General features: G+C 43.7%; 19 protein-coding genes. 7 read left to right on the top strand and 12 right to left on the bottom strand.

Going from position 1 to position 23,212, the window contains the following annotated elements; genetic code table 11:
• Positions 1-80: 80 nt before the first annotated feature.
• The 6 genes from HQR03_RS00265 to HQR03_RS00240 form a co-directional block, all read right to left on the bottom strand.
• Entirely contained in the window at positions 81-1,004 is a 924-nt protein-coding gene (locus tag HQR03_RS00265; protein WP_173238745.1) for a bile acid:sodium symporter family protein, read from the bottom strand.
• A 550-nt stretch (positions 1,005-1,554) separates the two neighbouring features.
• Complete coding sequence (locus tag HQR03_RS00260) at positions 1,555-2,043, bottom strand: YbjQ family protein (protein WP_173238744.1); 489 nt, start codon at positions 2,041-2,043, stop codon at positions 1,555-1,557.
• Positions 2,044-2,092: 49 nt separating this feature from the next.
• Positions 2,093-2,530, bottom strand: coding sequence for a YbjQ family protein (locus HQR03_RS00255; RefSeq protein WP_227502364.1), 438 nt, complete (start codon positions 2,528-2,530; stop codon positions 2,093-2,095).
• Positions 2,531-2,693: 163 nt separating this feature from the next.
• Positions 2,694-3,251, bottom strand: coding sequence for a UPF0149 family protein (locus tag HQR03_RS00250; protein ID WP_025652288.1), 558 nt, complete (start codon positions 3,249-3,251; stop codon positions 2,694-2,696).
• Positions 3,252-3,762: 511 nt separating this feature from the next.
• A complete protein-coding gene (locus HQR03_RS00245) occupies positions 3,763-3,999 on the bottom strand; it encodes a PA3496 family putative envelope integrity protein (protein ID WP_025652287.1) in 237 nt (78 codons plus the stop codon).
• A 207-nt stretch (positions 4,000-4,206) separates the two neighbouring features.
• The gene (locus tag HQR03_RS00240) at positions 4,207-5,733 is read right to left on the bottom strand and encodes a hypothetical protein (protein WP_173238743.1); all 1,527 of its coding nucleotides are present in this window, start codon (positions 5,731-5,733) and stop codon (positions 4,207-4,209) included.
• A gap of 527 nt (positions 5,734-6,260) precedes the next feature.
• Here HQR03_RS00240 and serB point away from each other — a divergent pair.
• From serB to hemJ, 6 genes are all read left to right on the top strand, one after another.
• Positions 6,261-7,451 (top strand): phosphoserine phosphatase SerB, encoded by a 1,191-nt coding sequence (serB, locus tag HQR03_RS00235; protein ID WP_173238742.1) that lies wholly within the window; start codon positions 6,261-6,263, stop codon positions 7,449-7,451.
• A gap of 260 nt (positions 7,452-7,711) precedes the next feature.
• Positions 7,712-8,722 carry a DUF368 domain-containing protein gene (locus HQR03_RS00230; RefSeq protein WP_173238741.1) on the top strand — a complete coding sequence of 337 codons (1,011 nt, stop codon included), beginning with the start codon at positions 7,712-7,714 and terminating at the stop codon, positions 8,720-8,722.
• Between the two features lie 274 nt (positions 8,723-8,996).
• On the top strand, positions 8,997-9,374 hold the full coding sequence (gene aciT, locus HQR03_RS00225; RefSeq protein WP_227502360.1) for an AciT family ciprofloxacin tolerance protein: 378 nt from the start codon (positions 8,997-8,999) through the stop codon (positions 9,372-9,374).
• A 266-nt stretch (positions 9,375-9,640) separates the two neighbouring features.
• On the top strand, positions 9,641-10,147 hold the full coding sequence (locus tag HQR03_RS00220) for an SCP2 sterol-binding domain-containing protein (RefSeq protein ID WP_025652282.1): 507 nt from the start codon (positions 9,641-9,643) through the stop codon (positions 10,145-10,147).
• A 358-nt stretch (positions 10,148-10,505) separates the two neighbouring features.
• The gene (bioB, locus tag HQR03_RS00215) at positions 10,506-11,540 is read left to right on the top strand and encodes a biotin synthase BioB (protein ID WP_201565661.1); all 1,035 of its coding nucleotides are present in this window, start codon (positions 10,506-10,508) and stop codon (positions 11,538-11,540) included.
• Between the two features lie 108 nt (positions 11,541-11,648).
• A complete protein-coding gene (hemJ, locus tag HQR03_RS00210; protein ID WP_037025402.1) occupies positions 11,649-12,083 on the top strand; it encodes a protoporphyrinogen oxidase HemJ in 435 nt (144 codons plus the stop codon).
• Between the two features lie 114 nt (positions 12,084-12,197).
• Here the strand turns inward: hemJ and HQR03_RS00205 are convergent, their stop codons facing one another.
• Positions 12,198-13,007 (bottom strand): hypothetical protein, encoded by an 810-nt coding sequence (locus HQR03_RS00205; protein WP_173238740.1) that lies wholly within the window; start codon positions 13,005-13,007, stop codon positions 12,198-12,200.
• Positions 13,008-13,219: 212 nt separating this feature from the next.
• On the opposite strand from HQR03_RS00205, the gene HQR03_RS00200 reads away from it, so the two are divergent.
• Positions 13,220-15,355: a WG repeat-containing protein gene (locus tag HQR03_RS00200; RefSeq protein ID WP_173238739.1), complete on the top strand. Its 2,136-nt coding sequence runs from the start codon at positions 13,220-13,222 to the stop codon at positions 15,353-15,355.
• A 120-nt stretch (positions 15,356-15,475) separates the two neighbouring features.
• On the opposite strand, the gene HQR03_RS00195 is transcribed toward HQR03_RS00200, so the two are convergent.
• From HQR03_RS00195 to HQR03_RS00175, 5 genes are all read right to left on the bottom strand, one after another.
• Entirely contained in the window at positions 15,476-15,973 is a 498-nt protein-coding gene (locus HQR03_RS00195) for a hypothetical protein (RefSeq protein WP_173238738.1), read from the bottom strand.
• Between the two features lie 73 nt (positions 15,974-16,046).
• On the bottom strand, positions 16,047-16,763 hold the full coding sequence (gene rph / locus HQR03_RS00190) for a ribonuclease PH (RefSeq protein WP_025652276.1): 717 nt from the start codon (positions 16,761-16,763) through the stop codon (positions 16,047-16,049).
• Positions 16,764-17,006: 243 nt separating this feature from the next.
• Positions 17,007-18,791, bottom strand: a complete 1,785-nt coding sequence (locus HQR03_RS00185) for an AMP-binding protein (RefSeq protein WP_025652275.1) — start codon at positions 18,789-18,791, stop codon at positions 17,007-17,009.
• 462 nt (positions 18,792-19,253) lie between these two features.
• On the bottom strand, positions 19,254-20,987 hold the full coding sequence (locus HQR03_RS00180) for an AMP-binding protein (protein WP_025652274.1): 1,734 nt from the start codon (positions 20,985-20,987) through the stop codon (positions 19,254-19,256).
• 368 nt (positions 20,988-21,355) lie between these two features.
• Complete coding sequence (locus tag HQR03_RS00175; RefSeq protein WP_244951943.1) at positions 21,356-23,170, bottom strand: vWA domain-containing protein; 1,815 nt, start codon at positions 23,168-23,170, stop codon at positions 21,356-21,358.
• Between the last annotated feature and the right edge of the window lie 42 nt (positions 23,171-23,212).

Below are 23,212 nucleotides of genomic sequence, written 5' to 3'. Positions count from 1 at the left end.
TTATTTAAGAGTGTGCGCTGGCAATATTTTATCAGTAATTATATTTTATAAGCAATAAGTGCTCAACACTGATGATACCTTTAGAGCATACGGGCGGCCAAAACCCCTTGTTCTACTTCTTTTTTCTTCAACTTATTGAACTTCGAGCTAAATACTCTCACCAATATGCCAGCGGTCAAGAACATAACTAAGGTATAAATAGCTGGGGTCATCGACATATCGTAGTTAGACAAGAGCGTGAGCGCCATAAATATAGATAAGGTACTATTTTGCAAGCCGACTTCCATAGTGATAGACGTTCGTTGTGCTAGGTTCAAGCCCAACCATTTACTACTGTAGTAACCAAGCGCCATGGTTGATAGGTTTAGTAGCAACGATACGGGGCCAGTAGCGATAAGCGCCTCAACGATGATATCTCTTTGTACATAACTCAAAAACACCACTAAAAATGTCAAAAACGTCACGCCAAAACGAGAGACCAATACTTGTGAGCTATCGGCAACCCTTGGCGCAAAGCGTTTGATCAGCATACCAATACTAATAGGCAAAATGGTGATGACGAATAAAGAAATCATTGTCTTTATAATTGGCAGTTGAAACTCGCTTCCAGCACCCATAAAGTGAATCAATGAAAAGCTTAGAACAATAGGAATACTAAATACCGTGATGATACTAGCAATCGCAGTCATAGTGACGGATAACGCTACATCGCCTTTGGCGAGGAAGGTAAATAAGTTGGAAGTGGTGCCACCCGGACAGAGCACGAGTAACATGACCCCTACCGCATATTCAGGTCGCAGCGGCATGATATTTGCCAGTGCAAAACCTATAATAGGCAACAAAATAAGCTGATTGAGCAAGCCAATGCTGACCGCTTTTGGGTATTTTAAAACACGTTTAAAATCGTTGGTAATGAGGGTCATACCCATACCCATCATGATCAAAAATAGGCAAAGAGGAATCACGACTGAGTTTACTAAAGTGACTATTTCAAGATTTTCCATAACTACATCCATGTAGAAGACCTAATACTAGGTCAGTTTATAATGATTAAATGATGCCAGATTAGCGCTCCTTGCTAATACGGGTTCATCGTTACCGACCCTTATGAATAACGGACATCACCCATTTTTTTATACCATTTCTGATATAGATTTTTATAAAATACTTTATAGATACTGTGATTAATCATTGATAATTATTAAGAATCAATAAAGGGAGTATATAGGGCGAAAGTTAGGTTTATCTGCTTTATTCAACGACTCATCAGTCAAATGCAGAATAGGGTCTATTGAACAACAATAAAAGCGGGTTTAATAAGATTAAATGAGAGTGTGTACCGTCAGCTTCTATAGTCATTCCACTATAAAAGTATTACTGCGTTAACCTCGTTTGAAGTATTAAATATACATCTACACTCGGTTGCCTTGTACTATTTTTAAATTGTATCGACTATAAAGGATTTGGCTTTTAAATGAATTGGCGGTCGATAATTTGGCGTGAAGTAGTTATAGCTAAATAATGATGGCTAAATATTGATAGTGCTATGAGCGCTTATTTTGGGGACGTTTTGGTAGCAATCTCAGTGCTAAGAACTGCCGTACCATAGGCAATGGCTTCAACCATGCTGCCCAATTGATTGATATTAGTGACTTCCAGACGCAAACCATAGATATGATTGTAGCCTTTGGCTTGTGCCTGCGAGCGCATACGGACGATAGCCTCACGTCGTGCACGGTCTAACAGCGTCTCATAAGTGGTTAGATTTTTGCCAAACAAACTCAGCACCCGAGCGATAATCATCTTAAAGTAATCTTGCGCAATCACCACGCTGCCAAGCACCAGCTCACTGTCACTATTGGCTACCAGCTTGGGGCGATAAAAGCGCTCGCTTGAGACCACAATATGACCCACGGCTTGCTCTGAAACCATCAGCTGCGCCAAATGCTGACGCTCATGACGCGAGCCAAAGAACCACCCTACCACGAATAATATGATAAGCGGCGCGTAGTTAATGAGGAACTGGTTCATAGAGTTATTCATGGCACGTCTCTTATCATAAAAAAGCTTTAGTGTTTTAAAACTTAATTAACTAACCAAAAGGATTGAAACGTGGCAAATCATCCGCTGGGGCTGGCGGTTGTGAATTCTGAATAGATGGGTCGTGACTAGAGGGAGAATGTGGTGGTTGCGCTGAGGCAGGCTGCTGTTGTACCGGCACTGCTTTGACCGCAGTACCATAGACAAATAGCTCAGAAGCGCCTTGCGCGATGCTAGAGGTCGAAAATCGCAGACCAACGACGGCATCAGCACCGAGTGCTTCGGCCTTTACAATCATGCGATCTATCGCCTCTTGGCGCGACTCTTCTAGTAGCTCAGTATAGGCAGTCAGCTCGCCACCAACGATGTTTTTTAGACTGGCGAACAAGTCCTTACCGACATGCTTTGAGCGCACGGTACTGCCGTAAACCACGTCCAAGCGCTCAGTGATCTGATAGTTGGGCAAGTGCTCAAGATTGGAGAGTTGCACAGTCATAGTACGACCTTATCGGTGACTTATAAAAATAATTTAGCGAGTAACATTCAGCGTTCATCGACGTTGATTAAGGGCAATGTTAGCGCGCATGGCTGCGAACAAAACCCAATATTAATAGAAATAAATAGTGTTAATAATAAATGCTGTCTCTAACAAACTAATCATTTGTATGGAACAATAAAAATAGCTCAGTCAGATTGCCTTCGATACTGTTGGCCATCTGTGCCATTTTATCTTGATCCACACGCATTTCGGCCAGCTCTGGATCTTCATCATCGATACCGCTGAGCACAATCATTGGCAAGGTTAATACAGCCACGTCTTCTGCCGTTTCTTCGTTTTCAAACCAGTCGCTGGCTTCATCACCATACATGGCATCGACAAAACCAATTGACCAAGCAACGATATCGGACTCTTCAGAAAAATCAACAGCCACTTCTTCGTTGCCCGCATCTTCACCAAAAGGCAATTCAATAGGCGTCTCGTTCTTTAGCTCAGCCATGATAGAGTCGCGCCAGCGCTGGATACCATCAATAACGTTTTCTGGAATTTCGCTCACATGACCTTCAAAAAGCGCCTCAAGCCAGTTAGGCAACGGACGCCCAATGACAGTCGCCGTCAAAAAACCATGGGTTGCGACACTATCAAGCACGAATTGGCTCTCTTGATTGTCCAAATAGTCTAATAATTCGTCGAAACTTAATTGGTTATTCATGGTGTGATGGTCCTTGAAAGATAGATTGCGTCAGTCGCCACAAACGATCGATTAAATGTAAGGTGGTAAATAAAAGATGGTAAATAAAAAGAGGATAGCAGTTGCTTGGCGAGCATACTTAGAACCAAACAACCTTTATAAAGCATAGTCAGTCCTCTATAAGTCAGATACGGTATCAAGCTCGCTTAGTCTACTATTTGTAGTACTTCACTCGCTCTCCTGGTATCCAGATTATATCGAACAGACTATAAGTCTATTAGATAAAGTAGATAATGTCGCAGTCGGTAAAAACGAAAATCAAGCGTTAACCACTAATATGTAGACAGTCAGCTTAGCACAATTAAGTCGCGATAATCTGCTAAGGCGTTGGCTTAGTTTATTGAGCTTCTTTTGCGCGACCTAATTTACATAACCTAGTTTGCGTGACCCAATTTGTATGATCTACTTCGTATAACCAAGGTTATAACGGCTGTTTGGCTGACGCCTCTAGCGCTTAACTTAAGTCTAAAGCCTAGAGGTCGTCATCATCCCAATCATCGCCATCTTCATCGAAGTTATCTAGATCATCAAGGTCGTCTTTTAACTCTTTTGCCAAACGCTTTTCTTCTAGCAAATTATCGATTAGTCGACGCTTCTCGAGACTGCTTAGGCGCGTACGCACACTGGTCTCAGCCTCTTCTACCATCTTTGCGTCGTCATCGTCGACAAAATCATCATCAAAATCGTCGTCAATATCAGCGTCACTCATGACAAACTCCTATCATTTTTCGGCAAGTGTATTAAAAATACATGAATATATATATGCCTTATAAAGTCTCTACTGAGCGTTGTCAATCCTTTTTATCACTATGCGCTATTTAGTCGCAAATACAAAGTGAATCTGACCAGCTATCGCGTAGGCAATTGTAGAGAAAGTAGCTGCGTTAAAGGCAACGAAATACCATACTTGTCATCATCACTCGTCGTCTTCAATCATCAATACGGCATTACGGACATCGGCTAAGCGCTGAATCATGGCGTCATTGCCACCATCAAATATCGCGCACTCACGCTCATAGACAGTCGTTGGGCGCATGATGCTGTGTACTTGGACATGGTTGCTGATTTGCTTAAGGCCAGCATTGGGGAGCAATATCAGCATCTGCTCTTTTTTGCCCACGCTTTGTAGCAATTGGCTCATGGCATCGGCTTGGGCATCATCGCTCACCCCAGCTTTGGCTGGCAAAGCAAAGCGTGATAGCTCAATATGCTTGTCGTGGATGATTTTATTAAGCATTAAATAGAGCTTACCCAACATTACACCTGCTAGCGCAACTTTGGCGTGGCTATTATCTGCTTTGAGCAGCGCACAAGCACCGCTTTCATCAAAGCGCGGTTCATTCATCGCACTCACACCCATCAGCAGTGGCTGTTTGAGTAGCTCGGTCATTGCTTGATTTAGAAGCTGCGTACATAGCGCCAGATAAGGCAAGCGCTGAGAAGGCGCTAGGCGCTCAAGCATATTAAATTCGTCATGAAAGACGATTTGGACGCTGACCGTGTCAAATGCGCGGGTGGCAGATAGCTTGGCGTTAGATAGCTTATTAGTAGATAGCTGGGAGGCACTACGAGTAGTTTTGTGAGCGCCGTTATCAGTATCAAGCTCCTCATAGTGCGTCGCGTTGGTTACCTGATAATCTGTGTGATTTTCAGATGCATGATCAGAGTTAACAGCAGTCGCCTCTTGATTCTGCTGCGCTCTTAAGTAGGCATTGACTTCATTGTGAACATCAATTTTGCGAGTACGCGTGGTTGTATCGTTTGTCTCACCACTGGCATTCGCTTGGCTATCAGTAAGGTTAAGATCTTTATCCGCTGTCTCAAAATCGTCTGAGCGCTTGCCTTTTCCATCATCCGCATAGCCACGAGCATTCTCGCGGTAATGACCACGCTGATCAATCTGCCGATATTGCTCACGGTGCAAATCTTCGATATCACGGCTCAGGGCATTAATCTGCTCTTTGGTCGGACGGGCAATATAGCCATAGATGAGCCACAATAATAAATGCAGCAGCATAGTACCGATTACAAACGGCCACTGCATGGTGATGATCTCGCCTTTGCTAATATCCTTCAACGTCAATGACACACTGCCAATCACCGCATCGCCTTTAGTCGCGATTTGACTGATCGTATTGCCTTGCTGCATCGGCGCATTGCCGACCGGCACTAATATATCGTCGTTATTGTCTTTGATCAGTATGCGAGTCACGTCTTGCTCGCTGGTATAGCGATTGGCAATGACGCTCAAGCTGACACGGTCTTTGTTTTCCAAAGACAAGCGCGCCTCATCAATCAGTTGGGCGACCATCTGTTCGCCCTTTTGCGCCCGACTCTCGCTCAGCTGTTGATCGGTACTGATGACCAATAATAGAGTTTGCAAACAAAAACTAACCAGAAGAATAATGGCAAACAACCCTTGCCGCGGCGCTAAATACGTCATGATATAGTAAACTTTTTTGGATAAAAGAAATTAAAAAACAAGGCGATGGCTCATTTTTTGGCTAATTTTAAAAAATTCTGCGATGTTTATATTTATAAAGATGATGACATTAAGCACTACATTATAAGACGTAATATGTTCTAAAAAGCTCCACAATCTAAAAAGCCTTACCATCTAAAAGGCACCACAGCCTTAAACTTAACGAGGTCTAAAAAATAGCACAGCTTAAGATAAAATTGCTCAGCATCGCCTTTTAAATATAAAGTCATCATCTTAAATATAAAGTCATTATCTTAAATATAAAGTCATTATCAAGGCAATAACGCTACTATATCACCATAGTAAGCCTGATGGCGTTAGCCGTTTTATAAATTTGTCATAATCGTTTGAATTTATTCTAACGGCTTTTTTACCCCTCAGAGTCGTTTTGATACAACGCTGAGACTTTGCGCCTCATCTATAGGCGCTGCCGAGTAAAGCTGTTATTATTCCCAATCTTATATGAGCATACAAGGGACAATTGAGCCATGCCAAAAAATACCTCCTATTCGTTACCAAAAGACAGCAAAGCATGGCAACAAGCCGTCGACTCTATCGCTTCACTACTACCCGACGGTACTAACTTGCAAGATTTCGACGCGCTGCAATCACTACCGGTTTTTGCCCTCATTGTAGTGTTGCCGATGCAAGTCACAACGCTTGATATCCATCAGTATATACAGTCATGGGTCGATGAGCAGCCAAGCTGGCATTTGGTGACCGTCGCTGAAGATACCGATGCCAGCTTCGTCGACATCATGGTTTCTGATACAGAATCGACAGCAGCAGACGCGCAGCGCCTGCCTTTTACGCAATCACAAGTCTTCCGCTATTTATTGGTACCAGTGACTGACACGCTCATGCATCCTGGTAAAAAGACCGCAGCAGCTCATATCATCGACGATCAGCTAACCACGCGTCTGCGTCATGACTTGACCGAAGCCTATAACAATACGCGTAGCGCTGGCAGTGTAGATGACTTAAACGTCGTCGATTGTCATATTTTATCAGTCGGTCATATGCTACGTACTCACAAACTTGCCTGTTTTGATATGGATTCAACCTTAATTGAGCAAGAAGTCATCGTCGAGCTGGCCAAAACAGCGGGCATCGGTGAGGAAGTCGAAGCTATCACGGAAGCGGCAATGCGCGGTGAGATGGATTTTGATGAGTCTTTTGCCCAGCGAGTGGCGTTATTAAAAGGTATCTCAACCGATGTACTGGATGATATCTGCAGCCGTTTGACACTATCAATGGGTGCTCGCACAACGATCAAGGCGCTCAAAGCATTGGGCTATCATACGGTATTGGTCTCCGGCGGCTTTACCTACTTTGCGCGCTATATCGCTGAGCAATTAGGCATTGATGAGGTTCACGCCAATGCCTTAGACATCGACGAAGGTGAAGTCACCGGTCATGTACAGCTGCCCATCGTCAATGGTGCCAAAAAAGCAGCTATCGTTGAGCATACTGCCGAGCGCTTGGGTATCGACATGTCGCAAGTGGTCTGTATCGGTGACGGTGCTAATGATTTGCCAATGATGGCTATTGCTGACCTGGGTGTTGCGTATCATGCCAAGCCTATTGTACAAGCACGCGCCGATGCCGCAATCAATGTCACTGGGCTGGAAGGCACACTCTATGCGCTTGGTTATCCAGCGCTTGCCCCTACTGTGTAGACGCTAAATACTTAGACATGTTCATACAAATTAGGTTAATGCTTTATCATTAATCTGGTTTGTATGGTCAGTTCAATATAAAAAAGAGCCAGCGTGACTGAGATAAATTTTTTGTCGCCTCTGTCTGCGTAGGCACAGCAAGCCAAAAAAATTTGTATCAGTCACGCATTTTATAATGTCGTGTCTCTATTTTACTTAGTATCGACTATATGTTTCGCTGGTTTTTAGATTTATTATTTTTTAATCATAAAGGATAGTCCATGACGGCATCACCATCACCACGGCCAAATGCGCCGTCAGCGCCACAACCATTGCCACAATCTTTGGATAACAGCATCAACCCTGCTACCGCTACCGACAATCCAAAACAGCTACTGGGCGTGTATTTCAAAGGCATGGCGATGGGCGCGGCTGATATCGTACCTGGTGTTTCTGGTGGTACCATCGCGCTGATTGCCGGTATTTATGAGCGTTTGATCAATGCGCTCGGCAGTATCGGTCCCAGTCTGTGGCGAGTATTTCGACAAGACGGTGGTATTAAAGGGTTGCTTGCCGTTTGGCGCCAAGTTGATGCCACGTTCTTATTGTGTCTGCTACTTGGCATTGCGACCAGCTTTGTGACCTTGGCTGGCATTATTAAGCATCTACTAGACAATGAGCCGCTACTGATTTGGTCGTTCTTTTTTGGACTGGTCGTCGCCACTGTCTTTATTTTATTGAGTGAGATTAAGCGCTGGAACATGGGACGGGCGGTGCTGTTTGTCATCGGGATTGCGGCAGCGGTCATTATCAGTAGTTTGCCTTTATTGACCACCACCCCAAGCTTACCCTATCTGTTTTTTGCCGGAGCCATTGCCATCTGTGCGATGATCTTACCGGGCATCTCAGGGTCGTTTATCTTACTGCTAATGGGCGCTTATGATACGGTATTAGAAGCGGTGCATACCCATAACTTTACTATCATCCTTACTGTTATGGCGGGTATGGCAACGGGGTTGTTATTATTTACACGCGCACTCAAATGGCTACTGTCACATTATTATCAAGCCACCTTAACGTTGCTTACCGGTTTTATCGCTGGCTCCTTGGTTAAAGTCTGGCCGTGGAAAACAGACGCTTTGGGTACTTTGGATAGCGAGGCAGTCACCAATGTCATGCCGTGGCAATACCCTACTGGCCCGCAGTGGCTCACCACTATAGGACTGATGCTGTTAGGCGCAGTTTTAGTCTCACTATTGGCTTGGTGGGGCAACCGCAGCAATCGTCTTTAACCGTTAAACTGTCAAAATTCGATTTAGCAATAGTTTTGTTAATATCTTATTCTTAAACCATCGCCAGTCTCAAAAATAAGCGCCCATCCTTGCGGCGCTTTGCCTGCCAATTACACATGTTCAACGGTCAAAATTAGTCAAAAAACCAAACGTCATCTGTTGTCGCAAAGTCGCCTCTGCCCTCTTTAGCTTTACTCAGCAAACTTTCATAATGGTCACATTGGAATTCACCTTATGACTAGCGAGATGAATGATGTTATTGACGATATTTTCTATGATCAGTATAGACACGTGGAGCAGCGCGACTTGGCTCGGCTATGGCTTGTTGGCAAGCTTGGTAGTGGCGCTTGCCTTGTCATCACAGCGCTGGCTGCTGCTATATCTGTTTGGTGGTATGGCCTATTGGCTGGCTGTTGAAGTCATCCAAGGTTTGTTGGCGACTTGGCCGATGCTCGCCACACTCTCAGAATGGCACAGCTATGTCATCGCCATGGGTATCAGCTGGCTACCTTTAGGTGCTTGGGTACTGTATCGGGCGCTACGTTACGACGACGTCAGTCAAACGGTACAACAACAGCGAGAATTGGAAGCGGCGCGCTATATCGAACACACTCCTGTCTACGACGACGATTATCAGCCGCGCTTTCATTGAAAGGTTAAATAAAAAGCAGACAATCAAAAAGTAATTTATAAAAAAGTAGATAACTGCAAACAGTTCAGCAGGAGTAAGAAAGCCAATGCGAAGAAACTGATAATCAGTAAACCTTGAGCGATTAATGTTACAAGATACTTAACGCTCTCTACTTAACTACTAAAGAGTTGTGACCTTGCAATGGTTTATAATCTACTTATATATTTGTCGCAAAAATTGGTATAAAGTACGCTTTATTTTTATGTCCATTCTTTAGGAGTTGCACTATGTTTACTGTTCCTGTGTTAGATATCAAATCTGATCCGTTAGACGTGTTATTGGCTGTGGTTGGCTATCGCTTATCGATGTTGGCTGATAGCGATAACGAAGACGTTAAAGCGCTGTTTGCTGATCGCAAAGTCACTATCGAGCTTGCCAGCACTGAGGCGGATATCGCACGTTATTTTAGCTTTGATAATGGACAGTTTAGCCAACATAGCGGTCATGCAAAAGAAGCAGATTTAACGATTAACTTTAAAGATTCTATGACTGGCGTCAAGCTTTTGACTCAAGGCAGTCTTCCTGCTTTTATGACTGCCGTACAAGAAGGCAATCTGAGCATTGAGGGTGATTATAGCCTGATGATGTGGTTTAACAAGCTTGCTAAGCACATCGTGCCAGCCATTCCAGAAGAGTGTAAGCCATATATTGATAAAGCCAAACCTTATGCCTATAAAGCGCAGAAATTTGCGGAGCATTGGATTGGTTTTGCTAAGCACAAATTGGGCAAATAATCAGACATAAGTCGCTAAATCATTGAGTAGCTATTGGTTGCGCCTGAGGTGCAGCTAAAATGATTCTAATGTGCTTAATTGTAGTCATTATAAATACTAGCTAGTCGCGTTCTGACTTTCTAAAAAGGTTGCGGTATACTATATCGCAGCCTTTTTTATTATTTCAAAACCCTTAAAGGCACCAATATTCAAATTTTAATACCGTTATAAAAGGATTTATATTATGGCAGGATTGCTTAGTATCTCAGAACCTAACGCCAACAGCCAAACGCCAACTAACACGCTTAATCATTCAGCCAATGCAACCCATGACTTGCTAGCGGCACTAGCTACAGATGCCACTACAGTGAACTCAAATATGGGCGTGAAACACAGTCGTGAACAAATTGCTCAATTGTTTGATTTGCCGTTGATGGATTTATTGTTGCAAGCACAGACCGTTCATCGCCAGCATTTTACTGCCAATGAAGTGCAGATCAGCACATTGCTATCCATCAAAACCGGTAACTGTCCTGAAGATTGCGGCTACTGCTCACAATCGGGTCATCATCGCGACACAACCAACCTGCAAGCAGAGAAGCGTATCGAAGTCGATAAAGTCATTGCCGCAGCCAAGCGTGCCAAAGCCAGTGGCTCATCACGTTTTTGTATGGGTGCGGCATGGAAGCACCCTAGCGCCAAAGACATGCCCTATGTGGTTGAGCTGGTCAAAGAAGTAAAAGCCCTCGGTCTTGAGACTTGTATGACCCTTGGTATGCTCGACACTGAGCAAGCCGCGCAATTGGCGGATGCCGGATTGGATTATTACAATCACAATTTGGACACCTCGCGCCGTTATTATGAGCAGGTTGTCAGTACGCGCAGCTATGATGAGCGTTTAGATACGATTACCAATGTGCGCAATTCTGGTATTAGCGTGTGTAGCGGTAACATCGTTGGCATGGGTGAAAGCCGTGATGATCGCATCGATTGGGTGCATGAGCTGCTAAAAATGCCCAAAGCGCCAGAGTCGATTCCGGTCAATCTATTAGTGCCTATCAAAGGTACACCGATTGGCGATAAGGTATTGGCAGAAGGTGAACTGTCCGTTCTTGAGTGGATTCGTACCATTGCGGTGACGCGTATTTGCTGTCCAACCAGCTACGTGCGTCTGTCTGCTGGTCGCGAAAGCCTATCTGATGCTGAGCAAGCATTAGCCTTTATGGGTGGTGCCAATTCGTTCTTTTATGGTGACAAGCTGCTGACCACGGGTAACGCCAGTCAATCAAGCGACAATCGACTGATGCGTGAGCTTGGTTTGACCGCGCAATTTGCCGCGCCGAGAGCACCCAAGCAAGTGCCCGTTATGGATGCGATGAATGGTCATCAATCGCAAGTCGTATTGGCGGAATAGTTTGCGGTATAACGCTACCATTATTGGATAATCTGCGCTAAGCTTGCCAACATTATTGAACGCCCTAATAAACGAGGGCGTGTCCTAAAATAAGTAAGAGAGAGGATGATGCCAGATTATTTTAACTGGATTAAAGCGGCACATATTATTTCTATGGTGTGCTGGTTTGCCGCGATATTTTATTTACCGCGACTGTTTGTTTATCATGCGATGAGCGATGATAGCATTAGCCAAGAGCGCTTTGTCATTATGGAGCGCAAGTTATATCGCGGTATTATGACGCCATCGATGATAGCGACATGGGTATTCGGTTTATGGATGTTGGGACTTGGCTGGGATGTTTATAAAACCCAAGGCTGGTTGCACGTCAAGCTGTTATTAGTGGTACTACTATCTGGCTATCACGGTGCGTGTGGTTTTTATCGCAAAAAGCTGATGGATAATCCTCACTATAAATCACACAAGTTTTGGCGCTGGTTTAATGAAGTACCAGTTTTTGCCTTAGTAATTATCGTCATTTTAGTGGTGGTCAAACCCTTCTAACATTCAGACAAATGACTGATGACCGGCTTTAGAACTAACGATCTAAAAATAAAAACGTCCGCTACTTTAATAAGTAACGGACGTTTTTTATTAGAACCTTTTGAACCTTAGTGCTTACACACTAGGGCGCATGATTTGATAGACATTGCTTAAATCATACACACGGTAGCGCGCAGGCTCACGGCGGTTTTCGCCTGCATAGCTCAGTATCAAGGCTTGCTTTGCACGTTCATCGACCCAACCGACGAACAAACCGCTATGCTCGACGCCATTGTAGCCATGATTGATATAATAGAGCCAATCACCGACCTCAATCTCACTACTGTTGGCATAAGGTCCTTGCCCATAAGTGCCTTTATGCACAGTATCACGAGTCACCCCTGCGCGCTTAAATACCGCATCCAGATAATCCCAACACCCGCCTTGAACAATCGCGCGCTCGTTCAGTGCCATTTTGCGCGCGGTACTTACCACCTCACGTGCCGCTGTATTGCTCTGCATCTCAGCACTGCTAAGTAACGGTAAATACTCACTATCAACATTGTCATAATTACCGGACAAAAACGCGGGTAATGCCCTAGGTGCTTGACGTTGTACGTCAGGATAACGATAAGAAGTAGTCACCGCTGGCGGATTTGCGTAAGGGTTATTGTTAGAATAAGTCGTGGTTGAATAAGTGGTACTGGTCGTTGGGCGAACATTAACAGGGCTAGAGCGATAGCTGCCAACACGTTGAATCGTGGAGCGTGTGCTCACTTTGGCAGAGGGCACGGAAGAGTATGAAGGTGAAGCATAATCAGACTGGACGGACTTTTGGGCAATGAGTGCGCTCATATTATCTGCTTGAGCTTGGCTGACAACGCCAAAAGTTAATAAAAATAAGCTACACGACGCTGAAACCAACGATATGGGCAAACACGACATGGGCTAACTCCTTGCCAATAAAATATAAGTCATCGCATAAATGACAATCGAACATTGCAGGCTTACTTATAAACTATTTCGCTATGCGTCTGCAAGCTTTGTGAATACATTCTCAAACCCAAATACATTATAAGAAAACCTTAAGACCACCTTACCATTTAAATTTAGTTGAGTTATTATTCATCCAAACGATAAAAAACTTAGGAAATAGCGTGTTATCGATTAAAAAACTGATTATTGTTTGTATTTTTATACCCACTTCTATGGTTCATGCCAATGAAGAGTGCGTCAAACCGTCAGTGAATGGTGCTACCTACGTAGGCTGTTTACGCGAAGATAAATTAACGGTGGCAACGCTTGATAACACCTTATGGGCTTTAGTCAATGAAAAAGGGGCGCTGTTAACAGATTATACGTTCGACAACTTTATTGATATTAATGACACGCTATTAGGGGTGGCTAGTGGCAGTAAAAAAGGTATCATCAACAAACAAGGAAAACAGATTTTACCGACCGTTTATGATGGCATTACGCTCTATGACAATCACTACTTTCGTCTAAATCAAGACGGAAAGTATGGAGTGGCTGATCCTCTTGGAAACATCGTATTGCCCTTGGAGTATGATTGGGTTGACAGTCTAGATAATGACCACAATCACAATCGAGCCTTGATTTCAAAACAGGAGAAAAAAGGGTTAATTGACGAAAAAGGTCATATTGTCTTACCTGCAAAATACGACCGCTTATTTTGTTGTAGAGAGCCTTATTACGGCAAAGTTGCTATAGGTAACCGATATGGTCTAACCAACGAACTAGGAAATCTACTGAGCCCAATTGAGTATCAAGAGATTAAAACGTTTTCGCATCGTCCTATGATGCTAAAAGCAAAGAAGGAGGACAAATGGGGGCTCCTAGATTTAAAAGGCAATATTCTACATCCCTTTGAGTTTGACCAACTGCCTAGCTTCTATCCCGATGAGGTTGGAATAGAAACATTCAAAAAGGATGGCAAGGTTGGCTTTATTAATAACGAAGGTAAGATTGTATCGTCAGCCAACTACGATAACATCTCCGTTTTTGACGATAAAAAATACGAATTAAAAAACGACAATCTTTACGGCCTTGCCAACTCCGCGGGTCAACTTATCGCTCCAGTTGAATACGCTGATATTAGTACCGCCGATGAACAAGATTTGAGAGTGGTTGAAAAAAACAAAAAATACGGTCTCATTAATGGTGCTGGCGAAATCATTTTAGCAGTAGAATACGATAAATTGGGATATCCAGATGATGAATCAGGTGTTCGAACGATCAGGAAAGAGGACAAGTACGGGCTTATCGATCGTCACGGCAGCATCCTGATACCCCCTGAATATGATATGCTAATTTGCTGTTATGCAAATGGCTATGGCTCTATCGCAAAAGGCCATAATCAAGGAGTCATTGATTCGTCTGGGAAGATATATTTGTCCGATGACTATGATTATGAAGGCGTCTCACTCAATGGGCTATTTTTAGTGGCACGTGATGATCTACAAGGTTTGGCTAATAAAGAAGAACAGCTCATGACTCCTATCGTATATGAAGATATATCTCCATTTAGTGATGGCCTATCAGCAGTTCAAAAAGACGGCAAATTGGGATATATAAATACTGCTGGAACGCTGGTCATTAAAAACATTTATAAGCGTGCACAAGCATTTCATGACGGTATTGCGGTTGTCAAAATAGACAATAAAAACTGGTTTATTGATAAACAAGGTCGTAAGGTTTTACCGCTACCCTTTGACAGGATTACTTATAATAATCCTAACCGCTATAGGGTCAGTAAAAACGGTAAGACTGGCATGATAGATGTGAAAGGCAACGTGCTTATACCGCCCATGTACAATAGACTGATGCAAATTGGGGCGCAGACCTACTTTGCGGCAAAACCAAACGCATGGGGTATGATAAGTTCCACCAATAAGACCATAGTGCCTATCAAATACCATGATATAAAAGAGTTTAGTATATTTGATAGTGCAACGACAGATAGTATGACGACCACAATGGTAGGGTTTTCTGACCCAGGAGACTGGCGCCTATATGATGCTCAAGGCAAGCGCCTTCATCCTGATAAGCGGTTCTCTAAAATCACAGCATTAAATAATGACAGCATTGTCGTTCAGTCAGAAGAAAAATGGGGATTAATTGACGCTAAAGGAGAAATCATCATTCCTATAGACTTTGAAGACGAGCCGCTCGATTACGGCTATAAGGATGAATTACACTTTGTAGGCGATAAGCAAAAATTCATTTTCAATAAAAAAACGAAAGAATCTATTCTTATAGAGAAGCTACCTTAATAAATTAAAGCCAAAAAATAAAGTAACTCGCTGAGTATTTCAGATATTCGGTGAGGTTTAAGTGATTGCGTTACGTCATTACATATTATGATGTCTAAATACCATGCTAAATTTTTAATGCTAGGGCGTATCATCATCCATCTTGATATTCACATGGCGCTTTGTTAGCGTTTGACCCTGCAAGATAGCTTTGGCAGCGCTTGCTTCTTGGAGCGTATCGAAGCCGCTAATATGGTACTTACGAGCATTGTCGCTATCGAAAATTTGTAGCTGTTCGCCGATGAGATTCACTTTATCACTATCAAGCAGTTGGATATGCGCACGCTTACCGTGATTATCATGAACCAGCTCGCCGACACGCACCCACAAGATGCCGCTATTGATAACGCCACTCATGGCTTTTTTACGCTGCTGGCGTTGTTTATTAAAAATAAAACTGCCGATAATAAGTAACGCCAGCGCACCAATAGCCCAGCGCTCAGAGAGTATACTCATCGCCATCGCTACGGCAACTGCACCGATCAATAATGCTGCCCCAAACCAAAACAGGCCATTATCAGCCATTGGTGGCTGATCCTGTAAGGTAATTTTGGCGCCATCATCAGTCAGCTTAAGCATGCAGTACTACCTGTTGTAGAATAACGATAAAATCAAAATAGACTATTAAAGTCTCTTAAGCATTAATAGCAAGTTACCAACCTAAGGCTGTTTTTTGCATGGCAATAAGCTCAGCGATGCCTTTTTCAGCGAGAATCAGCATATCGTCGGCTTGCGCACGAGTAAATGGCTTTTCTTCCGCCGTTCCTTGCAACTCGATAAACTCGCCTTTTTGGGTCATAACCACATTCAAATCGGTATCACAGCTGGCATCTTCTTCGTAGTTTAAATCTAGATACGCTTTGCCATCTTTCATACCAACAGAGACCGCAGCGACCAAACCAATCAGGGGATCCGCTTTTAGCTTTTTAGTTTTTTGGATACTTTCTAACGCATCAATAAGTGCAATCGCTGCACCGGTCACACTTGCAGTACGAGTACCGCCATCAGCTTGTAGCACGTCACAATCAAGATAAATGGTATTTTCACCCAGCTTGCTCAAGTCAATCATCGCCCGTAAGCTACGACCAATCAAACGCTGGATTTCTTGGGTACGACCTGACTGTTTGCCACGTGCCGCTTCGCGTTGGTTACGGGTATTGGTCGCGCGTGGCAACATACCATATTCTGCTGTGATCCAGCCTTTACCTTTACCTTTGAGCCAACGCGGTACGCCTGATTCGACACTAGCCGTACACAGTACTTTAGTATCGCCAAAGCTGACTAATACAGACCCTTCAGCATGCTTAGTATAATGGCGCTCAAAGCTGATCGAGCGAAGTTGGTCAAGCTCACGATTGTCAATACGCATAAAAATCCCTAGTACGGTGTTATAAAAGCAATGTCATAAAAATAATAAATAGAGGGTCAACTGACTAGCCAAACTTTATCTAGCACTGTGTTTATATCGTCAAATAGAATTCTATGATCAAATAGAAGCTAACTGAACGCCTTAGCGAACCCAAATCTTAAGATATCCTAACGTGGCAGCGGCGCAATAGCAAGATTCGCTCAAGCCATTACGCCGCTGCTTTGGTCAGTTGTAATGCTACATTTATTCTAACCCTTCCATCTTACGCAATTCTTTACGCAGGATTTTGCCCACGTTTGATTTTGGTAATTCATCGACGAACTGAACATGACGCGGACGCTTGTAACCAGTTAATTGCTTTTTGCCAAAATCAAGCAGCTCTTGCTCGGTCACGTCGCCTTTTTTGACCACGAATATTTTTGGTTCTTCGCCGCGCTTGTCACTTGGCACCCCAATAGCACCGCACTCTACAACTGCTGGATGCTCACTCATGGCTTCTTCGATTTCGTTCGGATAGACGTTAAAGCCAGAGACCAAAATCATGTCTTTTTTGCGATCAACGATTTTGATAAAGCCTTTTTCGTCCATGATACCGATATCACCTGTTTTTAGGTAACCATTGGCTGTAAAGCTCTCAGCGGTTTCTTCTGGGCGATTTTGATAACCAATCATTACCTGTGGACCTTTGACACAAATCTCACCACGATCACCAATAGACACTTCTTTTTCGTCATCATCGATAAGAATCACATCGGTGCTAGAGGCCGGAATACCAATTTTACCCGTGAATTCAGCGATGGTCATGGGGTTAAAGGCCACCACAGGCGAGGTCTCAGATAAGCCATAACCTTCAACGATAGGCAAACCAGTGATTTTATGCCACTCTTTTGCCACGCTTGGCAAGACAGACATACCGCCACCGATAGCTGCTTTTAGGTTAGAGAAATCTAAGTCTGCAAAGCTCTCTTTGTGTACTAAGCCATTAAACAAGGTATTGACTGCAGGAATAAAAGACGGTTTATATTTGGCCATCTCTTTGATCAGGCCGTCAAGGTCGCGAGGATTAGGAATCAGTAGTCCCGCATAACCTTGATACATACCATACATACCGCACACCATAAATGAGAACACATGATATAGCGGTAGCGCAGTCAGGATGACATCATTCGCTTCAGCATCGTCTTCAAAGGCGCTGTTCATCAAGGCGCTGATCTGTAGCATATTGGCGACTAAGTTGCCGTGCGACAACATCGCACCCTTGGCCACCCCAGTGGTACCGCCAGTATATTGCAACAACGCCACATCGCTTAGATTCATATCAGGGCGCTTATATTTGCTGGCTGAGACCGCATTTAGCGCATGCTTAAAGCTGGTGCTCTCTGGCAGACTATAAGAAGGAATCATCTTTTTGACATGGCGAGCGACGAGATTAATCACAGTGCCTTTTACCGTGCCAAGCATATCACCAAGCTTACAGACGATGACGTGCTTGACCTGACCTTTATCTTGCGCCTCTTCATAAGTCTTGGCAAAGTTTTCGACGATGAATAACGCTTTGGCACCGCTGTCGTGCAACTGATGCGACAGCTCGCGGCTGGTATACAACGGGTTGACATTGACCAATACCATACCTGCCCGAATGATACCTAGCATCACAATCGGATATTGCAGGACATTGGGCATCATTACTGCCACTTTGTCGCCTTTGACCAGTCCTAACGACTGTAAATAACTAGCAATTTGGCGACTGTATAGGTCTAATTGCTTAAAGCTAATAGACGAACCCATGCAGATATAGGCAGGTTTTTGTCCATAACGGCTAAAGTTACGCTCGAACACTTCAAGTAAAGAGGTACTGTCATCTGGCATGTCGATAGTCGCATCGATACCATAACGCTCATAAGCATTCAGCCAAGGACTGTCGCTGGCTATCGTCGGCATCGTAGGAAAGGTGTTTGTCTCGGTTGCTGACTGAGTATCTTTCGCCACATTGTCGTTGGTTGTCTCTTTATTGATATTGTCCGTCATAACTTTCCCTAAATATTACCGTTAAAAAGATAGAATAATCTGATGAAACACCTTGGTCGTCAGAGACTTATTTATGCCTTCAAATAGACAAACAATCCTGACGCTCATTACTAAGCCTACTACAAATCGAGCAAAAAAGTTAAGCCGCTAATACGCTTTTACGACGATAATCATGCCAGCTCTATAGCGCCAAACCCATGCTATTCTATCGCTAAATAAGAAAATATATCGGCAGGCACTATAGCAGTTTTACTCATAATTCTCTATGAATACTGGCAAAACACGCTGCTAGAAACAAAAAAAATGATAAGACCGTATCCAAACGGCCTTATCATTTTTGGTCATCACAATGTCTCATAGTGCGACAATGGTTACCAGTGCTCGTAAAAAGTCACTTAGCAAACAACTGCGAAAGTCACTGATAACAATCTATCTAGAATAGATTGTTTACCGTCTACCTTTTTATCCTTTAGCATGATTTTTTTCTTCAAGCGCACGCAGATCTTTACGTAGGATTTTACCGACGTTAGATTTTGGTAGCTCATCGATAAACTCAACATAGCGAGGACGTTTATAGCCCGTTAAATTCTCTTTGCCATAGGCGATGACGTCTTCAGCGGTAAGGCTCTCATCACTACGCACCACATAAATCTTCGGCACTTCTCCACTCTTTTCATCATCGATGCCGATGACGCCACATTCCAAAATCTTTGGATGACCTGACATAGCATCTTCCACTTCGTTTGGATACACGTTAAAGCCTGACACCAAGATCATGTCTTTTTTGCGATCGACGATCTTAAAGTAGCCTTCTTCGTCCATAACACCAATATCACCGGTACGGAAATAACCGTCAGATGTCATGACTTCAGCAGTCGCATCATCACGTTTCCAGTAGCCTTTCATAACCTGCGGACCACGAACACAAATTTCACCGCGCTCACCAAGGGCCACTTCATTGCCTTCTTCATCCAAGATGGCCATATCCGTTGCTGGCATTGGCAAACCGATGTTACCTGAGAACTCGCCAGTACCTTGTGGGTTTGCTGAAGCAACAGGAGACGTCTCTGATAAACCATAACCTTGTACGATCACGTTACCGGTAATCTTCTGCCACTTCTCTGCCGTATCTTTTAATACTGCCATACCGCCACCCATCGACATCTCAAGCTTGCTATGATCTAGCGCTTGAAAAACTTCGCTGTTAGCAAGGGCATTGAACAGGGTATTGACCGCTGGGAAAAACGCTGGTGGATAGTCTTTGTAAGCTTTAATCAAGCTGGCACCATCACGTGGATTGGGTACCAGTGAACCGATACAACCGCGATATAAGCCATACATACCACAAACGGTAAACGAGAAAATATGATATAGCGGCAAGGCCGTCATGATAACCGGCTGCTCATTCATTTTTTCAAACTTATCAAACGCATCGCCAAGATAAGTATCACACTGAATCAGGTTGGCGACTAAGTTGCCATGCGTTAACATCGCGCCTTTAGCAACACCCGTGGTACCACCGGTATACTGAAGTACCGCGACATCGTCGAGACCAATGTTATTAGGGCGTTTATAGCTCTTGGCTGGGAAGCGGTTTAGCGCTTTTTTGAATTTTACGCTACCTTTGATATGGAATGCAGGTACCATTTTTTTGACATGACGCACCACTGTGTTCACAATGAGGCCTTTTAGTGGACTCATCAAATCACCCATAGAGGTCACGACTACATGATCAACCAAGTTTTTGCCAATGTCTTCATAGGTTTTGGCAAAGTTCTCTAACAGAATCAAAGCTTTGGTATCAGAGTCTTCTAACTGATGCTCAAGCTCCTTTGTCGTATAAAGCGGATTGACATTCACTAAGGTCATACCAGCGCGCAATACACCCAATACAGCAACGGGTAGCTGCAAGATGTTTGGCATCATAACCGCGACTTTATCGCCTTTTTTCAGCCCAAGTGACTGTAAGTAAGCGGCAATTTGTTTGCTATAACGGTCTAAATCTTCGTAAGAGAGCTCGACATTCATGCAGACAAATGCAGTTCTACCCGCATGGTTAATGAAGTTTTGCTCAAGTATGTCGATTAAAGAAGTGTTGGCAGGTGGCATCTCAATATTATACTGAATACCAAGTTTTTCGTAAGTTTTGACCCATACTTTGTCATTACGACGAATGAGGTTGCCTTGATTTTCCATAATCTTATCTCTCCTAGTAAATAGTGCGCTATCGTTCACCCATATCAATCACAGGGTGATAAACATACGAAAACTCGGAGCGCAGGCAAATCCTCTTCAGGATGGCGAGGCTGACGAAGTGGGCGTCTGGCGATGAGTAAACAATATAGCGTTAAATAGCCCTTTGTTCTTTAACATACACACTTTATACAAACTACTCAATACAAAAGATTGCTACCTGAGTTCGCAAAGTACCTTGACGCACTATATTATTTTTTATATCAATAGCTTACCTGATAATTGATAGCAGTTAACAGCAACTATTACCATATCTAATTACTGAACATTTATCCATTTATATCAGCCATCGTAGCCTAATAGCCGTTTCATTAGCGTTTGCTGTCGAGCGCACTAGCAAGTTCTGTTAAGGTCACAAAGTTACGGCGCGTGCCCTCTTTATCGCTATTTGGTTGCTTGGTAAAGGTATTTGTCGCCAGTTTAGAGCTGCCACTATATTGCCAATCATTGATATAGTCACTCTGACTTAAGCGTTGACCAAATCCTGCAACGGCGATGGCAAACTGGGTATCTACATTGGCACTTTCTAAAGACTGGCTACGCTTATTAATCGGTTGATTAATGAGCTTAGAGCTGCCACCTTTTGGCGCTTTATAGCGAATTTTTAGATAGCCAAGCTCATTTAGTGCCTGACTGTTTTTGACGCTAGATTTGCTATCGCTATCACTATAACGGCGGTCGCTAAACAATCCTTTTGCACCAGTTGATGTCACTTCAAACAATGCAATGACTGCCTTACCTGCTCCCAACTCGCCGGCATCGATTTTATCATTATTAAAATCCTGCTCGTTCAGTACACGGTTTTCATAACCGATTAAACGCCACTCGCTAACCACATTTGGATTGAACTCCACTTGTACCTTGACGTCTTTGGCAACAGTGTTAAAGGTCGCTGCCAGCTCATCGCCAAAGACTTTTTTGGCTTCAGTCAAACTGTCGATATAGCTGTAATTACCATTACCGTTGTCCGCCATCTGCTCCATCATATAATCGTTGAGATTGCCACGACCAAAACCGACGGTCGACAAGGAGATACCACGATCACGATTGGCTTTGACCAAGTCCAACATCTCGTCGACGTCACTAATACCGACATTGAAATCGCCATCGGTGAGCATGATAATACGATTGATACCGTCTTTTTTCAGCGCTTGTTGCGCTTGTCTATAGGCCAGTTTTAAGGCGTCTTCGCCATTGGTCGAGCCAGCAGCATTTAAGCTCTCTATGGCAGTAAGTATTTTGGCTTTTTGATTGCCCTTGGTCGCAGGCAATGCCACACTTGTACTGCCCGAATACGTGACAATGCTAATACTGTCTTGCGCGCGCATCTGCTCGGTGAGCAACTTCAATGACGACTGTGCTAATGGCAGTTTATCGCGTGATGACATGGAGCCTGACACATCGACCAAAAACACTAAGTTGGCGGGCGGCATAACTTGATTGGTGCTTTTATTAGACCAGCTATTATCAACTGCTTTAATCCCAACTTTGACAATTTTATTATCCTGATCGGCCTTGTCCCACGGCGAATCAACCACTTCTGTTGCGACCACAAAAGGTGCATTGGCGATACGTTTGCCATCATCAAATTGATAATTAAAATAGTTAATCAACTCCTCTACGCGCACGGCATCGACAGGTGGCAGCTGCCCGTCATTAAGATAGCGGCGCACATTGGCGTAGCTGCCAGTATCGGTATCGATGGATAGAGTGGCAACCGCCATCTCAGTAGTGCGGTGTACCGGATTGGCGTCGTTTTTTTGATAATTATCACGGTCTTTTGGCTGTACAATGATTCCTGATAATGGTCGTACACTCAACTGCGGTGCAGCGTTTATCATTCTAGTATTGGCGCTTTTCGTATAGAAACTACTTGGCGCTATCATCTCTGATTGTGCTGATGTTTCTACCACTATGACAGGTGACGTAATATTTTGGTTTGACGCTGTTGCATCTTGCGTGACGGTACTGCTCGATGTCTCCGTCATCGGTTTACTTACCTGTGATGAGCTACACGCCGTCAGTCCCATCATACTGGCGACAGCACTGACTAATAGCGCATTTTTGGTTAAAGAATGAGCATGCGTTCGTGATAAATAGACAGGTGATATAGATGACGATGACATAATAGCTACTCCATATGATAGACGGCTTGGATAGACAGTTCG

Origin of the sequence: Psychrobacter okhotskensis (genome assembly GCF_013248965.1) — a bacterium.
GTDB classification, from domain to species: Bacteria; Pseudomonadota; Gammaproteobacteria; order Pseudomonadales; family Moraxellaceae; genus Psychrobacter; species Psychrobacter okhotskensis.
Note: the sequence above shows the minus strand (reverse complement) of the source record. Positions and strands in the feature narration are given on the sequence as shown.